Below are 19,054 nucleotides of genomic sequence, written 5' to 3'. Positions count from 1 at the left end.
GGTGATGTCCACATCCGCGCGCATGCCGTTGACACGTACCGCCCCGCGCTCCAGACTCGCTGCTCCGTCACCGCCCCGCGAGCGCCCATGATCACCTGCTTCCTTCGCTACGTCGTCGATCCGTACAAACTCGTCGAATTCGAAACCTACGGCAAGATGTGGATTCCGCTCGTCAAGCAGTTCGGCGGCACGCATCACGGCTACTTCCTGCCGTCCGAAGGCGCGAGCAACATCGCGCTCGCGATGTTCTCGTTCCCGAGCCTCGCCGAATACGAACGCTACCGCGAACGCTCGAAGGACGATCCGGCCTGCCAGGCCGCGTTCCGCTACGCGGAGGAAACGCGCTGCATCGTCAGCTACGAGCGCAGCTTCTTCCGGCCGGTGTTCGAGTAACGGGCGGCGTCGCCGCGCATCGCGCCCCGTTTTCCAGCGGCGGACGAAAAAAAGCCCCGCCTGCATCCGCGCGGCGGGGCCAACCCATGTCAGTAGAGACATCATGGAGGAGACGAGCCCATCTTATCGACCGTGGCGCACCGTCTCAACCAAGCATTTCTGCTATCGATCTGCGGGGCCGCGCACACGATTGCCCCCGCCACGCGGCATATCGATAGAACGAAAAGTCGTTTTCAGAGTGGCGACGGGGTCGTTACCATCTGGTTTTAAGCCTGTGCTTAGCCGGGCAAGCCAATCCCAGGAGCGCCCCTTGACTGCATTCGATCAACACCGCCGCCCGTTCGTCGTCGGCATCGGCGGGACCACCCGAGCCGCATCGTCCACCGAACGCGCGCTGTCGTTCGCACTGCGCGGCGCGCAGGCCGCCGGCGCACGCACGCGCCTGTTCGACGGCCCGTTCCTGCATACGCTGCCGCACTACGCCCCCGAACACAAAACGCTGACCGACGCGCAGCGCGAGCTGATCGACGCCGTGCGCCAGGCCGACGCGATCATCATCGCGACGCCCGGCTATCACGGCGGCGTGTCCGGTCTCGTGAAGAACGCGCTCGACACGCTCGAGGAGCTGCGCGCGGACGAACGCCCGTATCTCGACGGCCGCGCGGTCGGCCTGATCGTCACCGCGTACGGCTGGCAGGCGGCCGGCACCGTGCTGACGTCGCTGCGCTCGATCGTCCATGCGCTGCGCGGCTGGCCGACGCCGTTCGGCGCCACCGTCAACACGCTGGAAACGCGCTTCGAAAGCGCCGACAGCTGCTCGGACCCGAAGGTCGTCGCGCAACTCGAGACGGTCGGCACGCAAGCCGCCGAATTCGCGCTCGCGTTCGCGTCGCATCGCGCGGCCTCGCACGCGGCATCGGTCGATGCGCTCGCGCCCGTACTGAAGGTCGCCAACCAGTAACCCCCGCATTCCGCCGCGCGCCTCCGATCGACACGATTCGACGGGGCGCGCGGCGCGTCTTCCAGCGCGTGGCGATATGCCGGGCGCATCGTCTCGCCTCTCGAACATACCGTTTCCGCGTACCGCCCCGATAACGATTCAGCCCGACGCGTGATTTGCATTGGCCGAAAGATTGGTTCACGCAGCCGGCAGGTTTTCGTACGCTGAAAGTCCGAACTTTTTCCGCGCACGCCATGAACCGTACGATCCGCTACAAGGGCTATGAAGTCGCTCCCGCTGCCGCCCGGTTGCCGAACGGGCTGTTCGCCGCCAACCTGACGATCGAACGCGCGAGCGGCGGCCCGTCGCCGCGCTCCGTGTCGTTCGACGCAATCGATTTCTTCTTCGAGGAAGAGCACGCCCTCGCCTACGCATCACGCTGGGGCCGCCTCTGGGTCGACACGAACGCGTGACACGCGCCGGGCCGGCGTGCTATCGTTTGTCAATAAAGTTGAGCGGTGTACATGAATAAAATCAATGGCTTGCAAAAAACTTTGCCATGATTGCTCGCTTCATTTTGCCATACAAGGTGAGCAAAAGCCGCTGAATTGACAAGAAATACGAGCACTCGCTAATAGGCTTGATTCTTCCCAAGATGGGGCGGTCTATCGATCGATTTTCGTCAAGATAGGCCGAGCACTATAGCGGAAGTGGCCTCCCACGCCACCTCCGCTCACAACTCTAGTCGGCGGGACTAGCATTGACCGGAACCATCATCAAATCCGTCAAGGCTTCCGCCACTTGTCCGGCTTCCCGGCACTCGTAGTACGCACCCGCTCCACCAGCACAGGGCCGCTCGGGTTGAGTTCGCGTGCACGTTCAATCGCTTCGCGTTGCGTCGTGGCAGTTGCACTTGCCCGTTGCGAATTCGGACGACGAACTGCGTAATCGCCTTCATCGAGGCGACGCTCAACAAAGATCTTGTTGGTCATTGGTCTACTCCGTAGCTGATTGAAGTTGCTTACCGGTCAGGAAGCGCAAGCAAGTTGTCGGTCCAGCGCCCATCGGCGACCGTTTGCACATACTTGGTCCTCCCGTTGTTGTTGACGTGTACCCATGCTCCTTGTCGTTGAGGGTTGCGATCCGGGCACCAGACGGAATTGTTCCCCTGACGCTCGATGTACGAGACCATTTGATCGCGAGTGAAAACCCCGCTTTCACCGACAGCTCGATCGCCGTCCCACACTTGCCACCACAGATGCGTGATGTGTTCGTGGCCTGCACCGCCGCCCATCCGTTTCGCTACGCACTTCAAAGTCCTTGCCATGGTTGGCACCTCTTCAAAAATTGAGGAACGCGCCAACAAAATGTTCGGAGTAGGCGCACAAAAAATATAGGCGCCTCGAATTCACTTGTCAAGCATGAAAAGTGCGCCTACTCTGAACATCGGGTAGTCAAGAATGGGGGGCCCCTACCCATTCGCGTGACGCGTTCCCATCATCGGCCGCCAGCGAGCGTGCGATCTATACAGGAGAGTGAAGTGGCAACCCCCTTGGGCGAAAAGATTCGAGCCGAGCGCAAACGTTTGAAATTGACACTGGATGCGCTTGCCGAGAAGACAGAGTCAAGTAAGAGCTACATTTGGGAGTTAGAAAATCGCCCCGTAGTGCGCCCGTCTGCAGACAAGATCTCTAAGATTGCGGCGGTGTTGGGCGTGACAGTGGAATTCTTGCTGGACGATGAGAAGCAGGAAGCATCGCAATCGGATGTAGACGAGGCTTTTTTCAGGCGTATCGGTCGCCTTGATGCGACTAAACGTGCCCAGTTGGAAAAATTTCTCAAGGCGATAGACGACGATGAGTGAGCCGACGACGCCAGCCGCGTGGGGTATCCAGTTGTCGAAATTGTGGACGCAAAGTGGTCAATCTTTCCCGGTCGACGTACAGGTGCTCGCGCTTGAGGTAACCAAGGCCAAATTTTCGGACCCGGTTGGCGTCATCAAGCCTCACGGTGTTGCCGGCATCGACGGCATGCTCTCAAAGAGAAAAAGCAAGGGCGACTGGTGCATCTCATATGACGCGGCGGTAACCATCCCCGGACGTATCAATTTCACGCTGGGGCACGAACTGGGCCACTACTTTTTGCATCGAGCGATGCGCGATACCTTTACGTGTGGCCAACTCGAAACGATGGGCTACAACGAAGGGGAGTCGAAAAAGCAGGAATCGGAAGCCAACAAATTTGCGTCGTTCCTGCTCATGCCAGCGGACGATTTTCGGCAACAAATTTCCGGACAGCCGATTACGGTTGATCTGCTCGGCCACTGCGCTTCTCGGTACGACACATCGTTCACCGCCACCACATTGAAGTGGCTGGACATCACGGACGAAGCAGCCATGCTCGTGGTTGCGCGGGATGATTTCATATGCTGGAGCTACCCCAGTGCCCGCGCATCGAAGTTGGGCTGCTACATGCCTCCAGGAGCACCCGTACCCTCCGCGTCAGTCGAGCGCTTGGCAGAAGCAAATGCCGCGAGAGACCGGATCGTTACGGTGCCCGCAGGCGTGTGGCACCCATCGTTCGAAGCAGAAGAGTCTCTGATCGTCTCCGACCAGTTCGACCTCGCCATCTTCTTGGTTCGATTTGTGTCGCCTGGACATATCGAACATGCCGAGGATGCGCCCTCTGACGCGGCCGACTTTCTGACTGAACGAGCGAAAGGATTGAACTGGACGCGCCAATAGCTTAGTGCGTGTTCTACCGTATCACCACAAATTACAAAGGAAACCGGAATGTTCGATCCAATGTTGCCGAATCGAGAGATGTTCATCCAGGACCCAGCCGGGTACAGCCTCTCCGGATGGAGCCGTTGGGCGATGCTGGCCGCAGCCCATGGTGCTGACGTCGATCCGACCAATGCTCCCAGCAGCGACGATCTAAAGAGTCCGATTTTGTGGCTGACTCAAGCCGAGGCGATGGCTCAGGCAGCGGTAACGCTCGTAAAACAGCAACCGAATTTCGACAACATGCCGACCGAACTGCGGGGAATTTGCGATTCTCAGTACTGCGCAGTCGCCCTCATGTTGGTTGGTTATAGCTTGGAAGTCTGCCTGAAAGCGATGATCATCCTCCGCGCAGGAGTTGCCGCGTACTCTGAAGCTGAGCGTGACCACAAGCATCACGAACTTCATCGTCTCGCGAATTTTATCGATGACCTCTCCCCCAAAGAACTAGCAACACTTGAACTTCTCACACACTTCGTATATTGGGCGGGCCGCTATCCCGATCCGGGCCAGAAGGGTATTGGCAAGCACGACAAGATATTCCAGATATCAGAAGAGAATCGGATTACTGCACACGATCTATTTGAAGTCGCAGCGAAGGTGATGTTTCATGTCAAGAAACTCGTCGGTGCTTGAAACTGCCCAGTTCAGACGAGCCCACTAATTTACGAGCGATGTACTCGAAGGGCAGGCGTGACAGTGTTCATCACAATCTTCTCAAGTATGCCGATACGTCAAACCTTTCCGAAGTCGGACAGGGTAACCGGCTTGAGTGCGGATACGCCGTATGAGGGACGCGAGATCGTGGGGTGGCCAATCGAGGTTTACAGCGGGGGGCGGTGTGTCGTTCGGGACAACACCCTGCAGGTCGAGGCCGGTACCTGACCACACCAACAAGCGGCCATCTCAAGTCACTCTTCTTGGCGTTAATGGCCAATCCTGAGACATCAGCTTACCGTCGCGATCTGCTGTACCGCTTCCTCAATGTACTGAAGATCCACATTGACGGAGAAGCGACAACCCTATTGGAGGCCGTGAACCTGTACCAGCGCGAAATGAGGCACACTGGGCGACCTATTAATCATCCAAAGCTCATTGGGACAACACTATTGGTTAAGGGTTTGGAATACGACCATGCAGTCATCCTCGATGCCGATGCGCTTGATGCAAAAGAACTTTATGTTGCGATGACTCGAGGATCGAGATCCCTCACTATCATTGGATCAGGAAGGTACTTGCCTGCGAGATAGATCCGACCAAGAGGCTCTAACTCACCGACTCAGCAAAAGGTAATCGGTGAACTATTGACCTTGCCACAGTCTCGAGTGGACCACTCTTATCAGACACCTCCGACAGCACAGATCCTGTGCACGCCCAATATAACCTTCTGTCGAATTTCCACGCCCCAGACTCTTAGGTTTAGAAAATTCCATCCCGATACTTCTCTTTATTGATCGGGCGAAAAATCGCTCATCTCTTTCCTTACGAACTCTGGGGCGCAAAGCAGGCATTTCAAACTTGTTCGCCAATTCAGTCGAGCGTGGCAAACAATAGATTGAGGCCTTCAGACAAAAGCGGATGCGCGATAATCGAGTCACGAACCGCTCGGTAGGATAGGCCTCCAAGCATCGCCATCTGGACGGCGGTCGTCACATCGCCAGCACCTGCACCGACCATCGTAAAACCGAGGATTCGATCAGTCTCAGGGTGAATCAGCGCCTTCATGAAACCGCGCGTGTTCCCGTTCGTACGGGCCCGAGGAACCGCCGCCATGGGCAGCTTCGCGACACGTACTAAGATCCCCTCGGCCCTGGCATCGGCCTCGTTCAGGCCGACACGACCCAGTTCCGGATCAATGAAGAGTGCATACGGGATCGTACGATTAGCAGTACTGACGGAACGCCCCTCGATGCCGGCCTTCAGCACCCGATAGTCATCAAACGACGCATGAGTGAACATCGGCGTACCCGCGATCTCGCCAATTGCCCATGTGCGCGGGGCTGTCGTCGCCAGCTTTTCGTCGACCTTGATGATCCCGCGCCCATCCACCTCCACACCCGCAAGGTCGAGACCAATTGCATCAGTCTGTGGCTTGCGACCGGTAGTGACTAGCAAGTGTGACCCCTCGACGACACGGCCATCAGCAAGCTCGATGGTAACTTGCTGGCCACTTGTCCCGCGAACGTTCGCAATTCGGGATTGGAGTTCGAGCTTGATTCCGTCCGCCTCGAGCGCTTGCTGGATTTCGCGGCTGACATCCTCGTCTTCTCGCATCGCGACACGCGGCGCATCGTGGATCAGCGTGACAGCGCTCCCGAGCCGACGAAAGGCCTGCGACATTTCCAGACCGATGTAACCGCCACCAATCACTACGATATGCTCAGGAAGTTCGTCGAGGCGGAGTGCTTCGACATGGGTCAGCGGCTGCGCGTCGCGCAAGCCGGGCACGTTCGGAATCTGAGCAACCGTACCCGTATTGATGTAAACGTTCTCGCCCTCGTAGATTGCTTCGCTTCCGTCTTCTGTGCGGACGCTGATCGTACGAGGTGCAATGAAGCGACCGGTGCCGGTGATCAGATCCAGACCAGACTTTTCGAAGGCCGCACGATTGATCTTTATCATGCCGTCGACGACACCGCGCACATTTTCGGACACGTTCGCCATATCGGCCATGATCGATGCATCACCGGCCGCTTCGCGCCATCCGTGAACCTGCCGAGCGTTTTGAATCAACGTTTTGCTTGGAATGCAGGCGACATTGATGCACGACCCGCCGATCATTCCGCGCTCGATGAGTGCTACGCGCCTCCCCTGGCGCGCCATATCCATCGCGAGAGTTTTCCCCCCCTTTCCGCCACCGAGAAAGAGATATTCGTAGTGCTTTACGTCAGACATTATCAACTCCGAAAATTGCCCGTCCGATTGATCGTGTGCGACTCGAAGCAAGCACGAGCCCCCCCATCAACGAAATGACCTCATACATCGGTGTCCACGAAGAGGAACTCTCGCGCACTCACAAGTCGTGACGGTAAGTTATTTTGGATACCAGAATAAAATCACGAACTACAATTTCCTTTATCTTCATCCTTCGATACTCTATATCCAATCGCATGGTTGATATATCGTCGAAAGGAAGCAGCCAGTGTTTACGTTGGTTTCGCATCGTACATACCTAGGTATAAGCCCGCCAGCGATCGCTTCGATCCACCCCCGCAGCGCACAGGCCGGCCTCAGTCTAGTCGCTTCGATCATCGACCCATGTCTGGCGCGCAGTCGTTATTCGGCTTGTTGGGTCGTACTCGTCAGATACGTACAATCCGAGAATCGAAAAGGATGCGTCACGCTCATAACATAGCTGACGTCCTGCCGCCCATGTGATGGCACGACTCCGCGTCAAGCCCCACACATTCCACGCCTTGTACCCTTCGCTCCTGCATCCGTCGTTCCAACAGTACGGGAGTCCGACGCACAAATTGAGCCGTCAGCGATCGCCGGCGACTCGTCGACACATTCAAGTAAGCCATGCAGCACGCTGTGATTTCGACCATCAAGCCAACATTAATACACGGCAAGGATTGGAACGATGCCTGCGTTGCTGATGTGGTCGAAAGCGCCCTAAGGAAAATCGTACTAAGCAGCAAAGATCGCAAACCAATGTGCACCAAGATCCAGTAAAATCCACTAGCCTTACGATTGTTGCACGGTCTGGTTGCCGTCCTTAAGGACTCGAACGTCATGCCCTATTGTTCACCATGGCACATACTTTATTGGTGTGCTATCAGCCGACAGCGACGCTACCTTATGTATGGCCCAGCACATCCCCGCATGACAATCGCCCATCAGGCCCTCGATTCTCTGAACACGGATTCAGTCTGAGAATGTGGTGACAAGGATCACATACAGACATCCGTTCTCGATCGGATCACGAGGCACGCCGATACCGCGTTACCGAGTCTGTTGCAACAACTGACATACGACATCTTATTCGACCCTCGGGAGCACCACTTGGAATTGAACGCTACGGGAATATCCGATTCCTTGCCCGTGATTACCACGGTCGATGCAGCCAGAGCCGATCGCATTTTCAAGCGACTCGCGCTGCGAGTTCTGCCGATCTTTATGTTTGCGTATCTTGCGTCCTATATTGATCGCGTCAACGTAAGTTTCGCTAAACTTCAGCTTAGCCAGGACCTGGGATTTACCGATGCCGTTTTCGGTTTTGGTGCGGGCACATTCGCGTTGGGCTATGTACTATTTGAAGTTCCGAGCAACATGCTATTGCAGAAGGTCGGGGCAAAACGATGGCTGACACGCATTATATTGGCGTGGGCGATCGTCTCGGCTCTAACCACATTGATTGCCACACCAAAGCAGTTCTATGTCATGCGTTACCTCCTCGGAGTAACGGAGGCCGGCCTCGTTCCGGGTGTCGTATATTATATTTCTCAGTCGTTCCCGCGCTTCCACAGAGCACGAATTTTGTCCATATTCTATACGGCACTCCCAATGGCTGGCCTGATTGGATCCCCCATGAGTGGATTCATCATGGAATATCTCGATAGTCTTCTGAGCCTCGCCGGCTGGAAGTGGATGTTGATCATCGAGGCAATTCCAGCCTTCGTCGCCGCTATCATGTGCTGGAAATATCTGGAAGACGACGTCACCCAAGGAAACCACCGATCCGAATCAGATCGTAACTACCTTATTAGCGCGCTTGAAGAGGACAAGTCAATAGCCGCATCAATAAATCAGAACAATATCTTTTCAAGCAAGATTTTCTGGATTTTTGGAATTATTTATTTTCTCGATGTTTTTGGAATTTACGGCTACACACTCTGGGCGCCAACCATCATCAAATCGCTCGGTGTAGAGCGTAATTCCTTGATCGGGCTCCTCGCCGCGCTGCCCAATGCGGTTGCCGTTATCGTAATGATAATTGCCGGTCGGAAGGCCGATAGTCGCAGGGAGCGCAGGCTGCTCGTCGCCGCATTATTCCTGATGGCCGCCGCAGGTCTGACTCTCGCACTTGTCTGGCACGGCACGCTTTGGCTGAGCATTGCGGCGCTCTGTATTGCCAACGCGGGATTATTGTCCATCCCCCCAATATTCTGGGGTATGCCAACTGCCGTCCTCTCCCCCCGCAATGCCGCGAGCGGCATCGCGTGGATCAGCGCAATAGGCAATATAGGCGGCTTCTTCGGCCCCTATGTCGTGGGCTTATTGAAACAGTCCTCGGGCAGCTTCGTACCGGCGATCTATTGCATCATCGCATGCCTTCTATTCGGGCTAATTCTCACACTCTTATTACCGAAGCACTTGGTCAATCGCTAGGAAATAAGGCCCGCTCCGCAGGCGGGCTCAACTCCGAAACACCGCGCAACCGCGCTACGTTTCCACATTATCATCGCCTATGTGCATTTGAATCATGCCGCCTAGCGGCGTGAATGATCGACAAGCGATATCCGGCACGCGGCGTGTCGACTTAGTCGTCAGCGGGAGCAATACCCAGCAGTTTTGCCCCGAGCACCAACTCGGCCAGCGAGCGAACTTCCATCTTGCGCATCGCATTCCCGCGATGAATCTTGACGGTGATCTCGCTCAAATCCATTTCCGCAGCAATCTGTTTGTTCAATAACCCCCGCACGACGAAGCCCATGACTTCCCGCTCACGCGGGGTCAGCGATTCATAGCGACGTCTCACCTCCGCAACCCGTCCATCCGTCCTGCGACGAGCCTCGTGTTTCAGTAGCGCCCCCTCCACTGCGTCCAACATTTCCTGATCGCGAAACGGCTTCGAAAGAAAATCCAGCGCACCATTCTTCATCGCCTTGACCGACATGGCAACGTCACCATGCGCCGTGATAAAGATGATAGGCAACCCCATGTCGCCGGCAACGATCTGCTCCTGCAACACGAGCCCGCTCTGCCCCTTGAGCCGCACATCGAGAATAAGGCAACTGGATACGTCCGGCTTGTCGAAGGCGAGGAATTCTTGCGCCGAACTGAATAGCTCGACTCGCAGCCCAACAGACCGAAGCAACATGCCGAGCGCCGACCGCATGGAATCGTCGTCGTCGACAACATAAGCGATCGATTGCTTCACTACCTGTGGTGTCGCCTCACTCATGGACACCCCCACCGTTAATGGGCAAAACAAACCACATGGTCGCACCGTTATTCCCCCGGGATTCGGCCCAGATACGGCCACCATGCGCCTCGACAATCGATCGGCAAATCGACAGCCCCATTCCCATCCCCTCCTTTTTAGTTGTGAAAAATGGCGTGAACAACATACTCGCATCTGCTTCGCTAATGCCGTGCCCGGAATCCTCGATCGCAATGAGCGTCTTGTCGCCCTCGTATCGCTGAACTGAAACACTCAGCCTTCGCGTGCGATCCGTCACAACGGCCATCGCTTGAATTGCATTCATCAGCAGGTTGATGACGACTTGCTGAATTTGCACTCGATCGCCAGTAATCCAGAGCACCGACTGCGAAAACGACAGCGACACTTCGGCCTGGTGACTTTGCAGTTCTCGTCGCACCAGATCCACCGACTGTTCGATCACGGCAACGAGGTCGATTGACATCATATCCGGATCCCGCCGTTGCGCCATCGAGCGGATCTGATGAATGACCTGCGTCGCACGCCTCGCATCGTGAGTCATTTGCCCGAGCGCGTACTGAACCTCGGTGAAGTCGGGAGGCGAGCGCTTGATCCAACGCATGCCCGCCTCGCCCGCTGTCACGATTGCGGCAAGCGGCTGCGTGACCTCATGTGCGATCGATGCGGCAAGTTCACCAAGCATCGTCAGACGAGTCACGTGAGCAAGCTCCGCCCTAGAGCGCTCAAGAGCCTGCTCCGCGAGCCTGCGCTCTTCAATGTCCGTATTGACGCCGTACCATCGAACGATCTCGCCATTAGCGTCACGCATCGGTGCCGCGCCGATCATCATGCACCGATAGTCACCGTTGCCCAACCGCACACGCACGGTCACTTCAAAGCTACTTCCGGCGGAAATTCCTTGACGCCAAGCGGCTTCCAGCACGCCGATATCTTCGGCATGGATAATGTCGCGCCAGACGTCCTTGTCACTGGCAACCTTGACGCCGTAATCCGACCAACGACGGTTCAAATAAACGATGCGACCGTCGTTGGATGTACTCCAAACCATGCTCGGAATAGCATCGATCGTCGCGATCAACTCTTCCTTCTGCTGCCGCAATTCGGCTTCCAGGAATCTCGCTTGAGTGACATCGCTGTCAGTTGAAAGAACCGCAACGGGTTCGCCCGATTTATCTCTCGATATCGTCCAGCGACTGGAGATGATGATTCTCGCGCGGTTCTTGCAGGTTCGCGTGAACTCCCCCTGCCAGCTACCATCCTCTATGGCTCTGCTTAACAGATCGGCCGCCGGCAGTTGCGATTCCGTGGCAGTGAGTTCATGGAACGCCTTGCCCGCTGCTTCGGCTGCGCTCCAGCCGTAAAGACGCTCGGCACCGCGACTCCAAAAACTGATAAGACCGTCCAGTCCGCACACGACGACCGCATCGTGAGTAAGGTTGAGCAGATCGATCTGCTTCTGGAGGGTGAGTCGATTGCTCTGGTTGCGCAGCGCCAAAGCAGACACCGTTACGATGGCTAGCACGCTCAGCCCGCAACGCGCCAGGGAACTGATCGCCGTTTGATCGCTTTGTGCAAGCAGAAAACCCAGGACAGTCATGGAAACGCATGACCATGCCACTACAACGGTCACGGCCTGGGACGCGACCGACGCGACTAGTAGTATCACGACAACGTAAAGAACAGCCACCGCAACATCGATTGGCGTGAATGCATCGGCGATAAAGATACAAACGGCGAGGAGCGTAGCAATGAGGTAGACGACCCGCTGTCTTCTCTCCAAGACATCTTCCTCATTGTCGCTGAATTTCGCGGCCCCCATGTTCGCATCAGAGCGCGACGCAAATCCCGCACTTATGGTGCTGCTTTCGCTCCTGCGACGATCATCATCCATATGACCTTTTGCTTCAAAACGATATCCTGAGGATCAACTTCATGCACTCGGTGAGGCGATGTCGTCGAGGCGAAGTTCGATCTGAACCGGATCAACAGGTTTGCTGAAAACGCAAATCGCGCCAAGCTTCATCGCCTGCCTGTGAGTGGCTTCGGATGGAAACGATGTAATGAAAATGACAGGAGGAGCTACGCCTCTTTCAAGCAGCATCTCGTACATTTCCAACCCCGAGATACCGGGCATTTGCACGTCCGAAATGATACACGCAACGTCCGCGATTCGTTCTGCACTCAGGAACTCTTCCCCCGATTCGTAGGTTCTGACTTCCCACCCGAGCGAACGCACAAGACTGCCGGTTGCTCTACGAACTGATTGATCGTCGTCGATAATTGAAACTACTGATTGATTTGCCATAAGAGCAACGTTCCTTACCTCCATGCCTTAAGGATGGCGCAAATTCGGCGCCCAGCGTCGATGCCCCATGCGAATGGTAGTTCGCGGTCGAGATCACGGTAACTATACGTATGTATGAGCGCTACCCTCGGCGTTATCCGATGAAACGATGAGGCGGCGCAGAAGCCGCCGACGGCCGCCCGCAAGGCGGTCAGCCTCTCACGGCACACGAGATCAACACCCGTCACAATCCATCCGGCCTCAACGCTTGCCCATGTCCATCACATACGATGCACCAATGCGTCGTGGCCAACATGCCGAATGGGCAACGCACCCATATGGCTCATGCCGACAACCCTACGAAGGGGCGCATCAAATGATTCAGCCTGCGCCGATATCTGCACCCGCGAATCCTCCGCACCCTGCCGCTGAAGTTGTTCCTGGATCCAATCAAGAAACGCCCTGACGGACATGGGAACATGCTTTCGATCGCTATAGAGAACCGAGATCGGCTGCGGCGGAGGAGAGTTCTCTTCGAGGATGCTTACCAGTCGACCGGCGGAAATTTCTTCTGATACCATTCGCTCGCAAACTTGAACGACTCCGACTCCGCCGACCGCATAACGAATCGCGGATCCGGCATCGTTTACAGAGATGCGCTCGGGGAACTTCAGACGCACCTCCTCTCCTCCGACCATGTATCGAAATTCGCGCGTCGGCCCGAAGCGTCGTGGCGTGTAATGAATTATCTCGTGATCTCGCAGCCCTTCCGGATCCCGCGGTATCCCATGCCGCGCGAGATACGAAGGGCTCGCAACCGTCAGCGCGTGAAAGCTACCGACGCGCCGACTGCGGAGAGACGAATCCGCGAGTTGGCCAACCACGACAGCGCAGTCGACGCCGTTGGCAATCAAACCGTCCGGATCGCCTCCGACGTTGATGCGCAGCGCCACCTCCGGGAATGCCGCCTTGAATTCCGGGACAAAAGGCAGAATCGCATGGGCCACTTCCTGGTCGACGTCCACAGTCAGGTGGCCGCGCGCAATCTTACCCGTCCCACTGAGCTGCTCCTTCATTTCGCAAATTTCGCTCAGTATCCTCTCACAATGCTCGAAATACTGACTGCCTTCTGCCGTCAATCGAATACAGCGAGTGGAGCGCTGCATTAATGTCACGCCGAGGTGGGCTTCCAGTTGGCGAACAAGGGTGCTGGCCGATCCAGCGCTCATACCCGCAATTTCAGCCGCCGCTGTAAAGCTGCCGACGCGCGCGATGTGAGTGAAGATCGACATTGCCTGCAGGATTCGGTCCATACTTTTCTCCTGGATTCGTGAGTGAAGAAACACGAATCCAGTCTATGGAACAGCGGCCGCTCACTCCATTACCTCGCGGGAGTCAATGTCACATACGATGGTGTTAAGTCATTAATTCATTGTCGCGCGAAAACGCCACCCGGCTTCGGTCCGACATCCGTCTGCCAACGTGACGTGTATCCGCACCACGTCACAACCCATCGCGAGACGCGAGACCTTGCCCGGGCGTGGAGTTTGACAAGGTAAGACGAGCGCAATGAGTGGTGGCGCGAACAATTGCGTGCAGCGAAATCTATCGAATACCTGCGTGGACGGCCGGACGACATCCTCGCGCGCTCACGACGTCGAAAACAGCCACAGCGGGTCTTCGCTCGCGATGCCCGCGGACAGCAAGTCCAGCCCGAATTTGAGGCTGTGCGTCAGGTGCCATTTCGCCGGGCAGCGGCTCCAGGTTCCTGCAACCAAATGAACCTGTGTTGAACTGAATACCTGCCAGGCGTGCAGCCGGGTTCGCTCCCGCGGACCCGGTCTCGAATACAACGATGTCGTTTTTGAACGACATCACTGGCAAAAGCAAACGTTGTTCAATTCCGAGTCTCGATGCCGATATTCAGATTGTTGGTTACCGACGTGACACCGACGACTTGGCGCGCACTCGCTTCTGCGAGCTGAATCTGAGCTTCCTCATCGACGTGGCCGATCAGCGTCACGATGCCGTGTCGAGCAAGCACGGTAATGTCTGACGACGCAAGGTGCGGCGTAGCCGACAGAGCGCGCCGCACCTTCTTGGCCAATAGGCGATCCGCTGCGCGCTGTTCTTTCCGAGGATTTGCCGCATGCGCAGTGCCCGTCACGACAGCCGGAACGTAGCCCGTATCCGGACCTCTCTCTGCAGATGCGTTGACGCAAAATGCCAGGCAAGTGATCGCGAGAATTGAGGTAAATGTATTTTTCATGCTGGTTCCCTAGTTTCAACAATGGATAGACAAATCAGCCTTAGAGCTTCCTAGTGCTTTCTCGCTGACCACGTGAATCATAAGATTCGTTGCTCACGATTTATATACGTCCACGTCGAAAACTCAATTCGTCAACAACCAAACCAGCGTCGAGGTCGATTGCCCCAAACCATCCTCTCTCACGGATATACGATGGTATATATCACACAATTCTTTAGGATATGTTCAACAGAACATTTGCACAATAGTCAATCACAATCCGTATTGGTACCTTGCCATATCCCAACATCTTGTCAGGCATGGGAATGAAAACCACAAAGACCGTATTCCGCATATACGAAATTTGGTTACTCATTGCACTCACGCTGTTCTTCTGCGTTGAATCTCTGCTCGACGCGATCTATATGCAGAATGAGAGTGAACTCGCTCCCATGATTGTCGCGCGCGCAATCTGGCTTGCGCTGATCATCGGCGCGTTTTCCAGGTATGTAGTTGCGATCCGAATCCTTGCATTCGCATGCGGAATCAGCGCCATTACCGTTGGTTTTTCACTGCCATGCTTGGCGACGATCTCTCCCGTCCTCGCTGGCGTGCTGTGTGTTGGCGTGGTAATCAAAGCGTCCACCGGAATCTACATGCTGCATCAGATCAGTAATCCCGATTCGTTCGGTGCACAATCGCTCGACGCCCACAGAACACCACACTAACGAAGCACTGATTCGCCTAGCTTGATAGTCATCCTCGACGCAGCCGAGAGCGTTGTCGGAGATGTTTTACGGAACATGCCCACGACGACGAAACGGCAAGCCAATTTTTGCGCAAACGGAATACGTGTGACTCGGTGTCCGCGTTTCCTCGGGCGGGTGTAAAAACTCGATCCGTGGTCGAGATTGCTGACGGCAACCGAGCCGTACTACCCGAAATGGGGCTGCCGCCCGTTGATCAGCCTATAGAGAACGACTCGAATTCTACCGGCGTATAGGATGTTGCTGATGGCAACGGTCCGGCCGAACTGCTCAACGATATACGACGGGCTATTCGATATTCTCGGCCGTGATTGGGCCAACCTGCGGTCGACGTGATCACCCCACCCGGCTGCCGCGAATGGTAGAAGTCCCGCGGCCGCCATCGCCCCCCCGGAGAGTAGAAGCACTGTGCATCCCCGAATTCGCTCGCGGGCAACCGCGTGCGGACATGGCACACCGACTCGCATGAGACCGACGCCGCCTACGAAGCGGACATGCTGAATTGCGTACAGGATCTCGTCTTCCTGCAATCCATTAGCATTGCGTACGATTACTATGTCTCGTGACCGGCCCCGTCGATCTCGGTCAACGGGAATACCGATCACTTCAGGGCGCCTTACAGTGACTCAGCCATTCAGTGGTTGTTCGCCGTCTCCTTACGGAGTTTCGCCACGTCCGCCGCCTGCACGGCCGGCGCACCGTTGTTCCAGCCGGCGCGCATGAAGGTCAGCACGTCGGCGATCTGCTGGTCGTTCAGCTGGTTCGAGAACGCCGGCATCGGATACGCGGACGGCACGCCACCGATCACGAGCGTGTCGCTGCCGTTCAGCGTCACGTTGATCAGCGACGACGCATCGGCCTCGAGCACGTTCGGATTGCCGGCGAGCGGCGCGAGCAGCGGCGCATAACCGCGTCCGTCCACCCCGTGGCAATGCAGGCAGTAAGCGTTATACACCTTCGCGCCCGGATCGGCTGCCGGCCGGCCCAGCGCGACCTGCGTCGCCTTCGGATCGTAGCGGTACGGCGGCGCCCCCGTGCCGCCTGCCGCCGGCAGCGATTTCAGGTAACGGGAGATTGCCGCCAGATCGTCGTCCGTGAGTGCCTGCGTGCTGTGGTTGATCACGCTCACCATCGAACCGAACGCGGTCGCATGGCGGTTCGCGCCGGTCTTCAGGAACTGCGCGACCTCGGCCTCGTTCCAGCGGCCGAGCCCCGTGTTGGGCTCGCCGGTCAGGTTCGATGCGAACCAGTTGTCGATCGGCGCACCCGACAGGAACGCCGCGCCGCCTTCGTCGAGCGCCTTCTCCTGGAAGCCGACGCCGCGCGGCGTGTGGCACGACCCGCAGTGCCCGAGCCCCTGCACGAGGTACGCGCCGCGGTTCCACATCGCGTCCTTGGCCGGCTTGTCGGCGTAAGGCGTCGTGTCGAGGAACACCATGTTCCACAACGCGAGCGGCCAGCGCATGTTGAGCGGCCACGGGATGTCGGACGGCCGGTTCGCCTGCTTCACCGGTTCGACGCCGTGCATGAAGTACGCGTACAGCGCCTTGACGTCCTCGTCCTTCAGCTTCGCGTACGACGGATACGGCATCGCCGGATACAGGTTGTGACCGTCCTTCGCGACGCCCTTGCGCAGCGCGCCGGCGAACTCGGCTTCCGTATAGCCGCCGATGCCCGTTTCCGGATCGGGCGTGATGTTGGTCGTGTAGATCGCGCCCATCGGCGTGACCATCTTCAGGCCGCCGGCGAACGGCGTGCCGCGCGGCGCGGTGTGGCACGCGACGCAGTCGCCCGCTTTCGCGAGGTATGCGCCGCGAGCGACGAGCGCGCTGTCGGCCGGTGCCGTCTGCGCGGCCTGCGCGGCCGGGCCGGCCAGCATGGCGGACAGCGCGAGCAGCGATGCACGGAACGTATTCAGGGCGAGGTTTCGCATGATCGTCGCCTCCCCTCAAGCCGTCTTCAGCTGATCGCCGACCGGCAGCTTGCGCAGCCGCTTGCCGGTCGCCGCGAAGATCGCGTTCGACAATGCCGCGGCCGTCGCGGCCGTGCCCGGTTCGCCGATCCCGCCCGGCGCTTCGCCGCTTTTCACCAGATGCACCTCGATCGGCGGTGTCTCGTTGATCCGCAGCATCCGGTAATCGGTGAAATTGCTCTGCACGACACGGCCGTCCTCGATCGTGATCTCGCCGTACAGCGCGCCCGTGATCCCGAAGATGATGCCGCCCTGCACTTGCGCCTCGATCGTGTTCGGGTTGACGGACATGCCGCAATCGACCGCGCACACGACGCGCTTGACCTGCACCTCGCCGTTATCCACCGCGACGTCGACTACCATTGAGAAGAAAGTGCCGAATGCATACATCACAGACACGCCGCGCCCCTGCCCCTTCGGCAGCGACGGGCCCCAGCCGGCCGCCTTCGTCGCGACGTCGAGCACATTCAGCGCGCGCGGCGCCTTGCCGAGCAATGCACGGCGGTATTGCACGGGGTCGGTCTTGGTCTGCGCGGCCAGTTCGTCGATGAAGCTCTCGACGACGAACGTGCCCCGGGTCGGCCCGACGCCACGCCAGAACGCGGTCGGCACGTGGCGCGGCTCCTGGCGCACGTAGTCGACGAGCTGGTTCGGCAGGTCGTACGGCAGATCAGCCGAGACTTCGACCGCGTCAGGATCGATACCATTTCGGAACGCGGGCGGCGCGAAGCGCGCCATGAGCGACGAGCCGACGATCCGGTGCTGCCACGCGATCGGCTTGCCGTTCGCGTCGAGGCCGGCCGAAATCTTGTCGTAGTAGTACGGCCGATACATGTCGTGCTGGATGTCTTCCTCGCGCGTCCAGATCACCTTCACCGGCGCGTTGACCTGTTTTCCGACCTTCACGGCCTGGTCGATCATGTCCGTTTCGAGCCGCCGGCCGAAGCCGCCGCCGAGCAAGTGGTTGTGCACGACGATCTTGTCGGGCGACAGGCCCGTGAGTTGCTGCACGGTGTCAACCGCGCGCGTCGGCACCTGGGTGCCGACCCAGATCTCGCAGCCGTCGCCGCGCACGTGCACCGTGCAGTTCACCGGCTCCATCGTCGCGTGCGCGAGGAACGGCTGTTCGTAGACAGCGTCGACGCGCGTCTTCGCGTTTGCGAACGCGTGGCCGACATCGCCTTCCTTGCGCGCGACCGCGCCCTTGCCGCTCACCGCCGCCTGCGCGAGGTCGGCAACGATGTCCTTCGTGGACACCTTCGCGCCCGCGCCCTCGTTCCACTTCACGACGAGCGCCGATGCACCGCGCTTCGCGGCCCACGTGTGATCGCCGACCACCGCCACCGCGTTGTCGACGCGCACGACCTGGCGCACGCCGGGGATCTTCCTCGCGGCCGTGTCGTCGACGCTCGCGACCGTGCCGCCGAACACCGGGCTGTTCACGATCACCGCGTACAGCATGCCGGGCAGGCGCACGTCGAGCCCGAACTGCGCGGTGCCGTCGACCTTCTCCGGCGAATCGAGGCGCTTCGCGGGCGTA

Annotated in this window: 18 protein-coding genes and 1 pseudogene; 9 read left to right on the top strand and 10 right to left on the bottom strand. The window is 57.9% G+C overall.

The annotated features are described in order from the left end of the window. The first annotated feature begins 87 nt into the window (after positions 1-87). The 3 genes from AP428_RS16365 to AP428_RS16355 all read left to right on the top strand — a co-directional run bounded on the left by AP428_RS16365 (position 88) and on the right by AP428_RS16355 (position 1,806). On the top strand, positions 88-393 hold the full coding sequence (locus AP428_RS16365) for an NIPSNAP family protein (RefSeq protein WP_011547011.1): 306 nt from the start codon (positions 88-90) through the stop codon (positions 391-393). 310 nt (positions 394-703) lie between these two features. Then, a complete protein-coding gene (locus AP428_RS16360) occupies positions 704-1,354 on the top strand; it encodes an NADPH-dependent FMN reductase (protein ID WP_012339459.1) in 651 nt (216 codons plus the stop codon). A gap of 233 nt (positions 1,355-1,587) precedes the next feature. Further along, positions 1,588-1,806, top strand: a complete 219-nt coding sequence (locus AP428_RS16355) for a hypothetical protein (RefSeq protein ID WP_006480563.1) — start codon at positions 1,588-1,590, stop codon at positions 1,804-1,806. A 312-nt stretch (positions 1,807-2,118) separates the two neighbouring features. On the opposite strand, the gene AP428_RS35295 is transcribed toward AP428_RS16355, so the two are convergent. Both AP428_RS35295 and AP428_RS35290 read right to left on the bottom strand, forming a co-directional pair. Then, a complete protein-coding gene (locus AP428_RS35295) occupies positions 2,119-2,325 on the bottom strand; it encodes a DUF2188 domain-containing protein (protein WP_077179465.1) in 207 nt (68 codons plus the stop codon). A gap of 29 nt (positions 2,326-2,354) precedes the next feature. Further along, positions 2,355-2,627, bottom strand: a complete 273-nt coding sequence (locus AP428_RS35290; protein ID WP_226161399.1) for a DUF3892 domain-containing protein — start codon at positions 2,625-2,627, stop codon at positions 2,355-2,357. A gap of 246 nt (positions 2,628-2,873) precedes the next feature. Between AP428_RS35290 and AP428_RS16350 the strand changes: the two genes are divergently transcribed. From AP428_RS16350 to AP428_RS16340, 3 genes are read left to right on the top strand one after another with little or no spacing between them, the layout of a single operon-like run. Then, positions 2,874-3,197, top strand: coding sequence for a helix-turn-helix domain-containing protein (locus tag AP428_RS16350; protein ID WP_011547009.1), 324 nt, complete (start codon positions 2,874-2,876; stop codon positions 3,195-3,197). Then, positions 3,190-4,077 carry an ImmA/IrrE family metallo-endopeptidase gene (locus tag AP428_RS16345; protein WP_011547008.1) on the top strand — a complete coding sequence of 296 codons (888 nt, stop codon included), beginning with the start codon at positions 3,190-3,192 and terminating at the stop codon, positions 4,075-4,077. The genes AP428_RS16350 and AP428_RS16345 overlap by 8 nt, the downstream gene beginning before the upstream one ends. 48 nt (positions 4,078-4,125) lie before the next feature. After that, positions 4,126-4,752 carry a hypothetical protein gene (locus AP428_RS16340; protein ID WP_011547007.1) on the top strand — a complete coding sequence of 209 codons (627 nt, stop codon included), beginning with the start codon at positions 4,126-4,128 and terminating at the stop codon, positions 4,750-4,752. An 894-nt stretch (positions 4,753-5,646) separates the two neighbouring features. On the opposite strand, the gene AP428_RS16335 is transcribed toward AP428_RS16340, so the two are convergent. Continuing rightward, complete coding sequence (locus AP428_RS16335; protein WP_011694841.1) at positions 5,647-7,011, bottom strand: FAD-dependent oxidoreductase; 1,365 nt, start codon at positions 7,009-7,011, stop codon at positions 5,647-5,649. A gap of 1,110 nt (positions 7,012-8,121) precedes the next feature. Between AP428_RS16335 and AP428_RS16330 the strand changes: the two genes are divergently transcribed. Continuing rightward, complete coding sequence (locus AP428_RS16330; RefSeq protein ID WP_011547004.1) at positions 8,122-9,447, top strand: MFS transporter; 1,326 nt, start codon at positions 8,122-8,124, stop codon at positions 9,445-9,447. Between the two features lie 151 nt (positions 9,448-9,598). Here the strand turns inward: AP428_RS16330 and AP428_RS16325 are convergent, their stop codons facing one another. The 5 genes from AP428_RS16325 to AP428_RS35280 form a co-directional block, all read right to left on the bottom strand. Then, complete coding sequence (locus AP428_RS16325; RefSeq protein WP_011547003.1) at positions 9,599-10,243, bottom strand: response regulator transcription factor; 645 nt, start codon at positions 10,241-10,243, stop codon at positions 9,599-9,601. Further along, positions 10,236-12,134 (bottom strand): PAS domain-containing sensor histidine kinase, encoded by a 1,899-nt coding sequence (locus AP428_RS16320; RefSeq protein ID WP_011547002.1) that lies wholly within the window; start codon positions 12,132-12,134, stop codon positions 10,236-10,238. Before AP428_RS16320 ends, AP428_RS16325 begins: the two co-directional genes overlap by 8 nt. A 39-nt stretch (positions 12,135-12,173) precedes the next feature. Next, positions 12,174-12,548, bottom strand: coding sequence for a response regulator transcription factor (locus AP428_RS16315; RefSeq protein WP_012339456.1), 375 nt, complete (start codon positions 12,546-12,548; stop codon positions 12,174-12,176). 260 nt (positions 12,549-12,808) lie between these two features. Continuing rightward, positions 12,809-13,840, bottom strand: coding sequence for a LysR family transcriptional regulator (locus AP428_RS16310; RefSeq protein WP_012339455.1), 1,032 nt, complete (start codon positions 13,838-13,840; stop codon positions 12,809-12,811). Between the two features lie 584 nt (positions 13,841-14,424). Continuing rightward, a complete protein-coding gene (locus AP428_RS35280; RefSeq protein WP_011546999.1) occupies positions 14,425-14,796 on the bottom strand; it encodes a BON domain-containing protein in 372 nt (123 codons plus the stop codon). A 305-nt stretch (positions 14,797-15,101) separates the two neighbouring features. Between AP428_RS35280 and AP428_RS16305 the strand changes: the two genes are divergently transcribed. Together AP428_RS16305 and AP428_RS37790 are read left to right on the top strand one after the other, a co-directional pair. Further along, positions 15,102-15,503, top strand: coding sequence for a hypothetical protein (locus AP428_RS16305; protein ID WP_226161389.1), 402 nt, complete (start codon positions 15,102-15,104; stop codon positions 15,501-15,503). Between the two features lie 75 nt (positions 15,504-15,578). After that, a pseudogene (locus AP428_RS37790) lies at positions 15,579-15,737 on the top strand (IS5/IS1182 family transposase); the annotation flags it as partial. 439 nt (positions 15,738-16,176) lie between these two features. On the opposite strand, the gene AP428_RS16300 reads toward AP428_RS37790, so the two are convergent. Together AP428_RS16300 and AP428_RS16295 are read right to left on the bottom strand one after the other, a co-directional pair. After that, the gene (locus tag AP428_RS16300; RefSeq protein ID WP_011546997.1) at positions 16,177-17,475 is read right to left on the bottom strand and encodes a cytochrome c; all 1,299 of its coding nucleotides are present in this window, start codon (positions 17,473-17,475) and stop codon (positions 16,177-16,179) included. Between the two features lie 15 nt (positions 17,476-17,490). Further along, the coding region (locus AP428_RS16295) for a xanthine dehydrogenase family protein molybdopterin-binding subunit (RefSeq protein ID WP_054928336.1) at positions 17,491-19,054 on the bottom strand (1,564 nt) is incomplete at its 5' end.

The sequence above is a fragment of the Burkholderia sp. E168m22 genome, assembly GCF_001319805.1.
GTDB lineage: Bacteria > Pseudomonadota > Gammaproteobacteria > Burkholderiales > Burkholderiaceae > Burkholderia > Burkholderia orbicola.
This window is presented reverse-complemented; position numbering and strand designations above follow the sequence as displayed.

Coding starts and splice junctions, on each gene's coding strand:
- AP428_RS16300 (WP_011546997.1), bottom strand. CDS start 17,475: ATGCGAAACCTCGCCCTGAATACGTTCCGTGCATCGCTGCTCGCGCTG.
- AP428_RS16335 (WP_011694841.1), bottom strand. CDS start 7,011: ATGTCTGACGTAAAGCACTACGAATATCTCTTTCTCGGTGGCGGAAAG.
- AP428_RS16315 (WP_012339456.1), bottom strand. CDS start 12,548: ATGGCAAATCAATCAGTAGTTTCAATTATCGACGACGATCAATCAGTT.
- AP428_RS16340 (WP_011547007.1), top strand. CDS start 4,126: ATGTTCGATCCAATGTTGCCGAATCGAGAGATGTTCATCCAGGACCCA.
- AP428_RS16365 (WP_011547011.1), top strand. CDS start 88: ATGATCACCTGCTTCCTTCGCTACGTCGTCGATCCGTACAAACTCGTC.
- AP428_RS16345 (WP_011547008.1), top strand. CDS start 3,190: ATGAGTGAGCCGACGACGCCAGCCGCGTGGGGTATCCAGTTGTCGAAA.
- AP428_RS35280 (WP_011546999.1), bottom strand. CDS start 14,796: ATGAAAAATACATTTACCTCAATTCTCGCGATCACTTGCCTGGCATTT.
- AP428_RS35290 (WP_226161399.1), bottom strand. CDS start 2,627: ATGGGCGGCGGTGCAGGCCACGAACACATCACGCATCTGTGGTGGCAA.
- AP428_RS16355 (WP_006480563.1), top strand. CDS start 1,588: ATGAACCGTACGATCCGCTACAAGGGCTATGAAGTCGCTCCCGCTGCC.
- AP428_RS16305 (WP_226161389.1), top strand. CDS start 15,102: ATGAAAACCACAAAGACCGTATTCCGCATATACGAAATTTGGTTACTC.
- AP428_RS35295 (WP_077179465.1), bottom strand. CDS start 2,325: ATGACCAACAAGATCTTTGTTGAGCGTCGCCTCGATGAAGGCGATTAC.
- AP428_RS16310 (WP_012339455.1), bottom strand. CDS start 13,840: ATGGACCGAATCCTGCAGGCAATGTCGATCTTCACTCACATCGCGCGC.
- AP428_RS16325 (WP_011547003.1), bottom strand. CDS start 10,243: ATGAGTGAGGCGACACCACAGGTAGTGAAGCAATCGATCGCTTATGTT.
- AP428_RS16320 (WP_011547002.1), bottom strand. CDS start 12,134: ATGGATGATGATCGTCGCAGGAGCGAAAGCAGCACCATAAGTGCGGGA.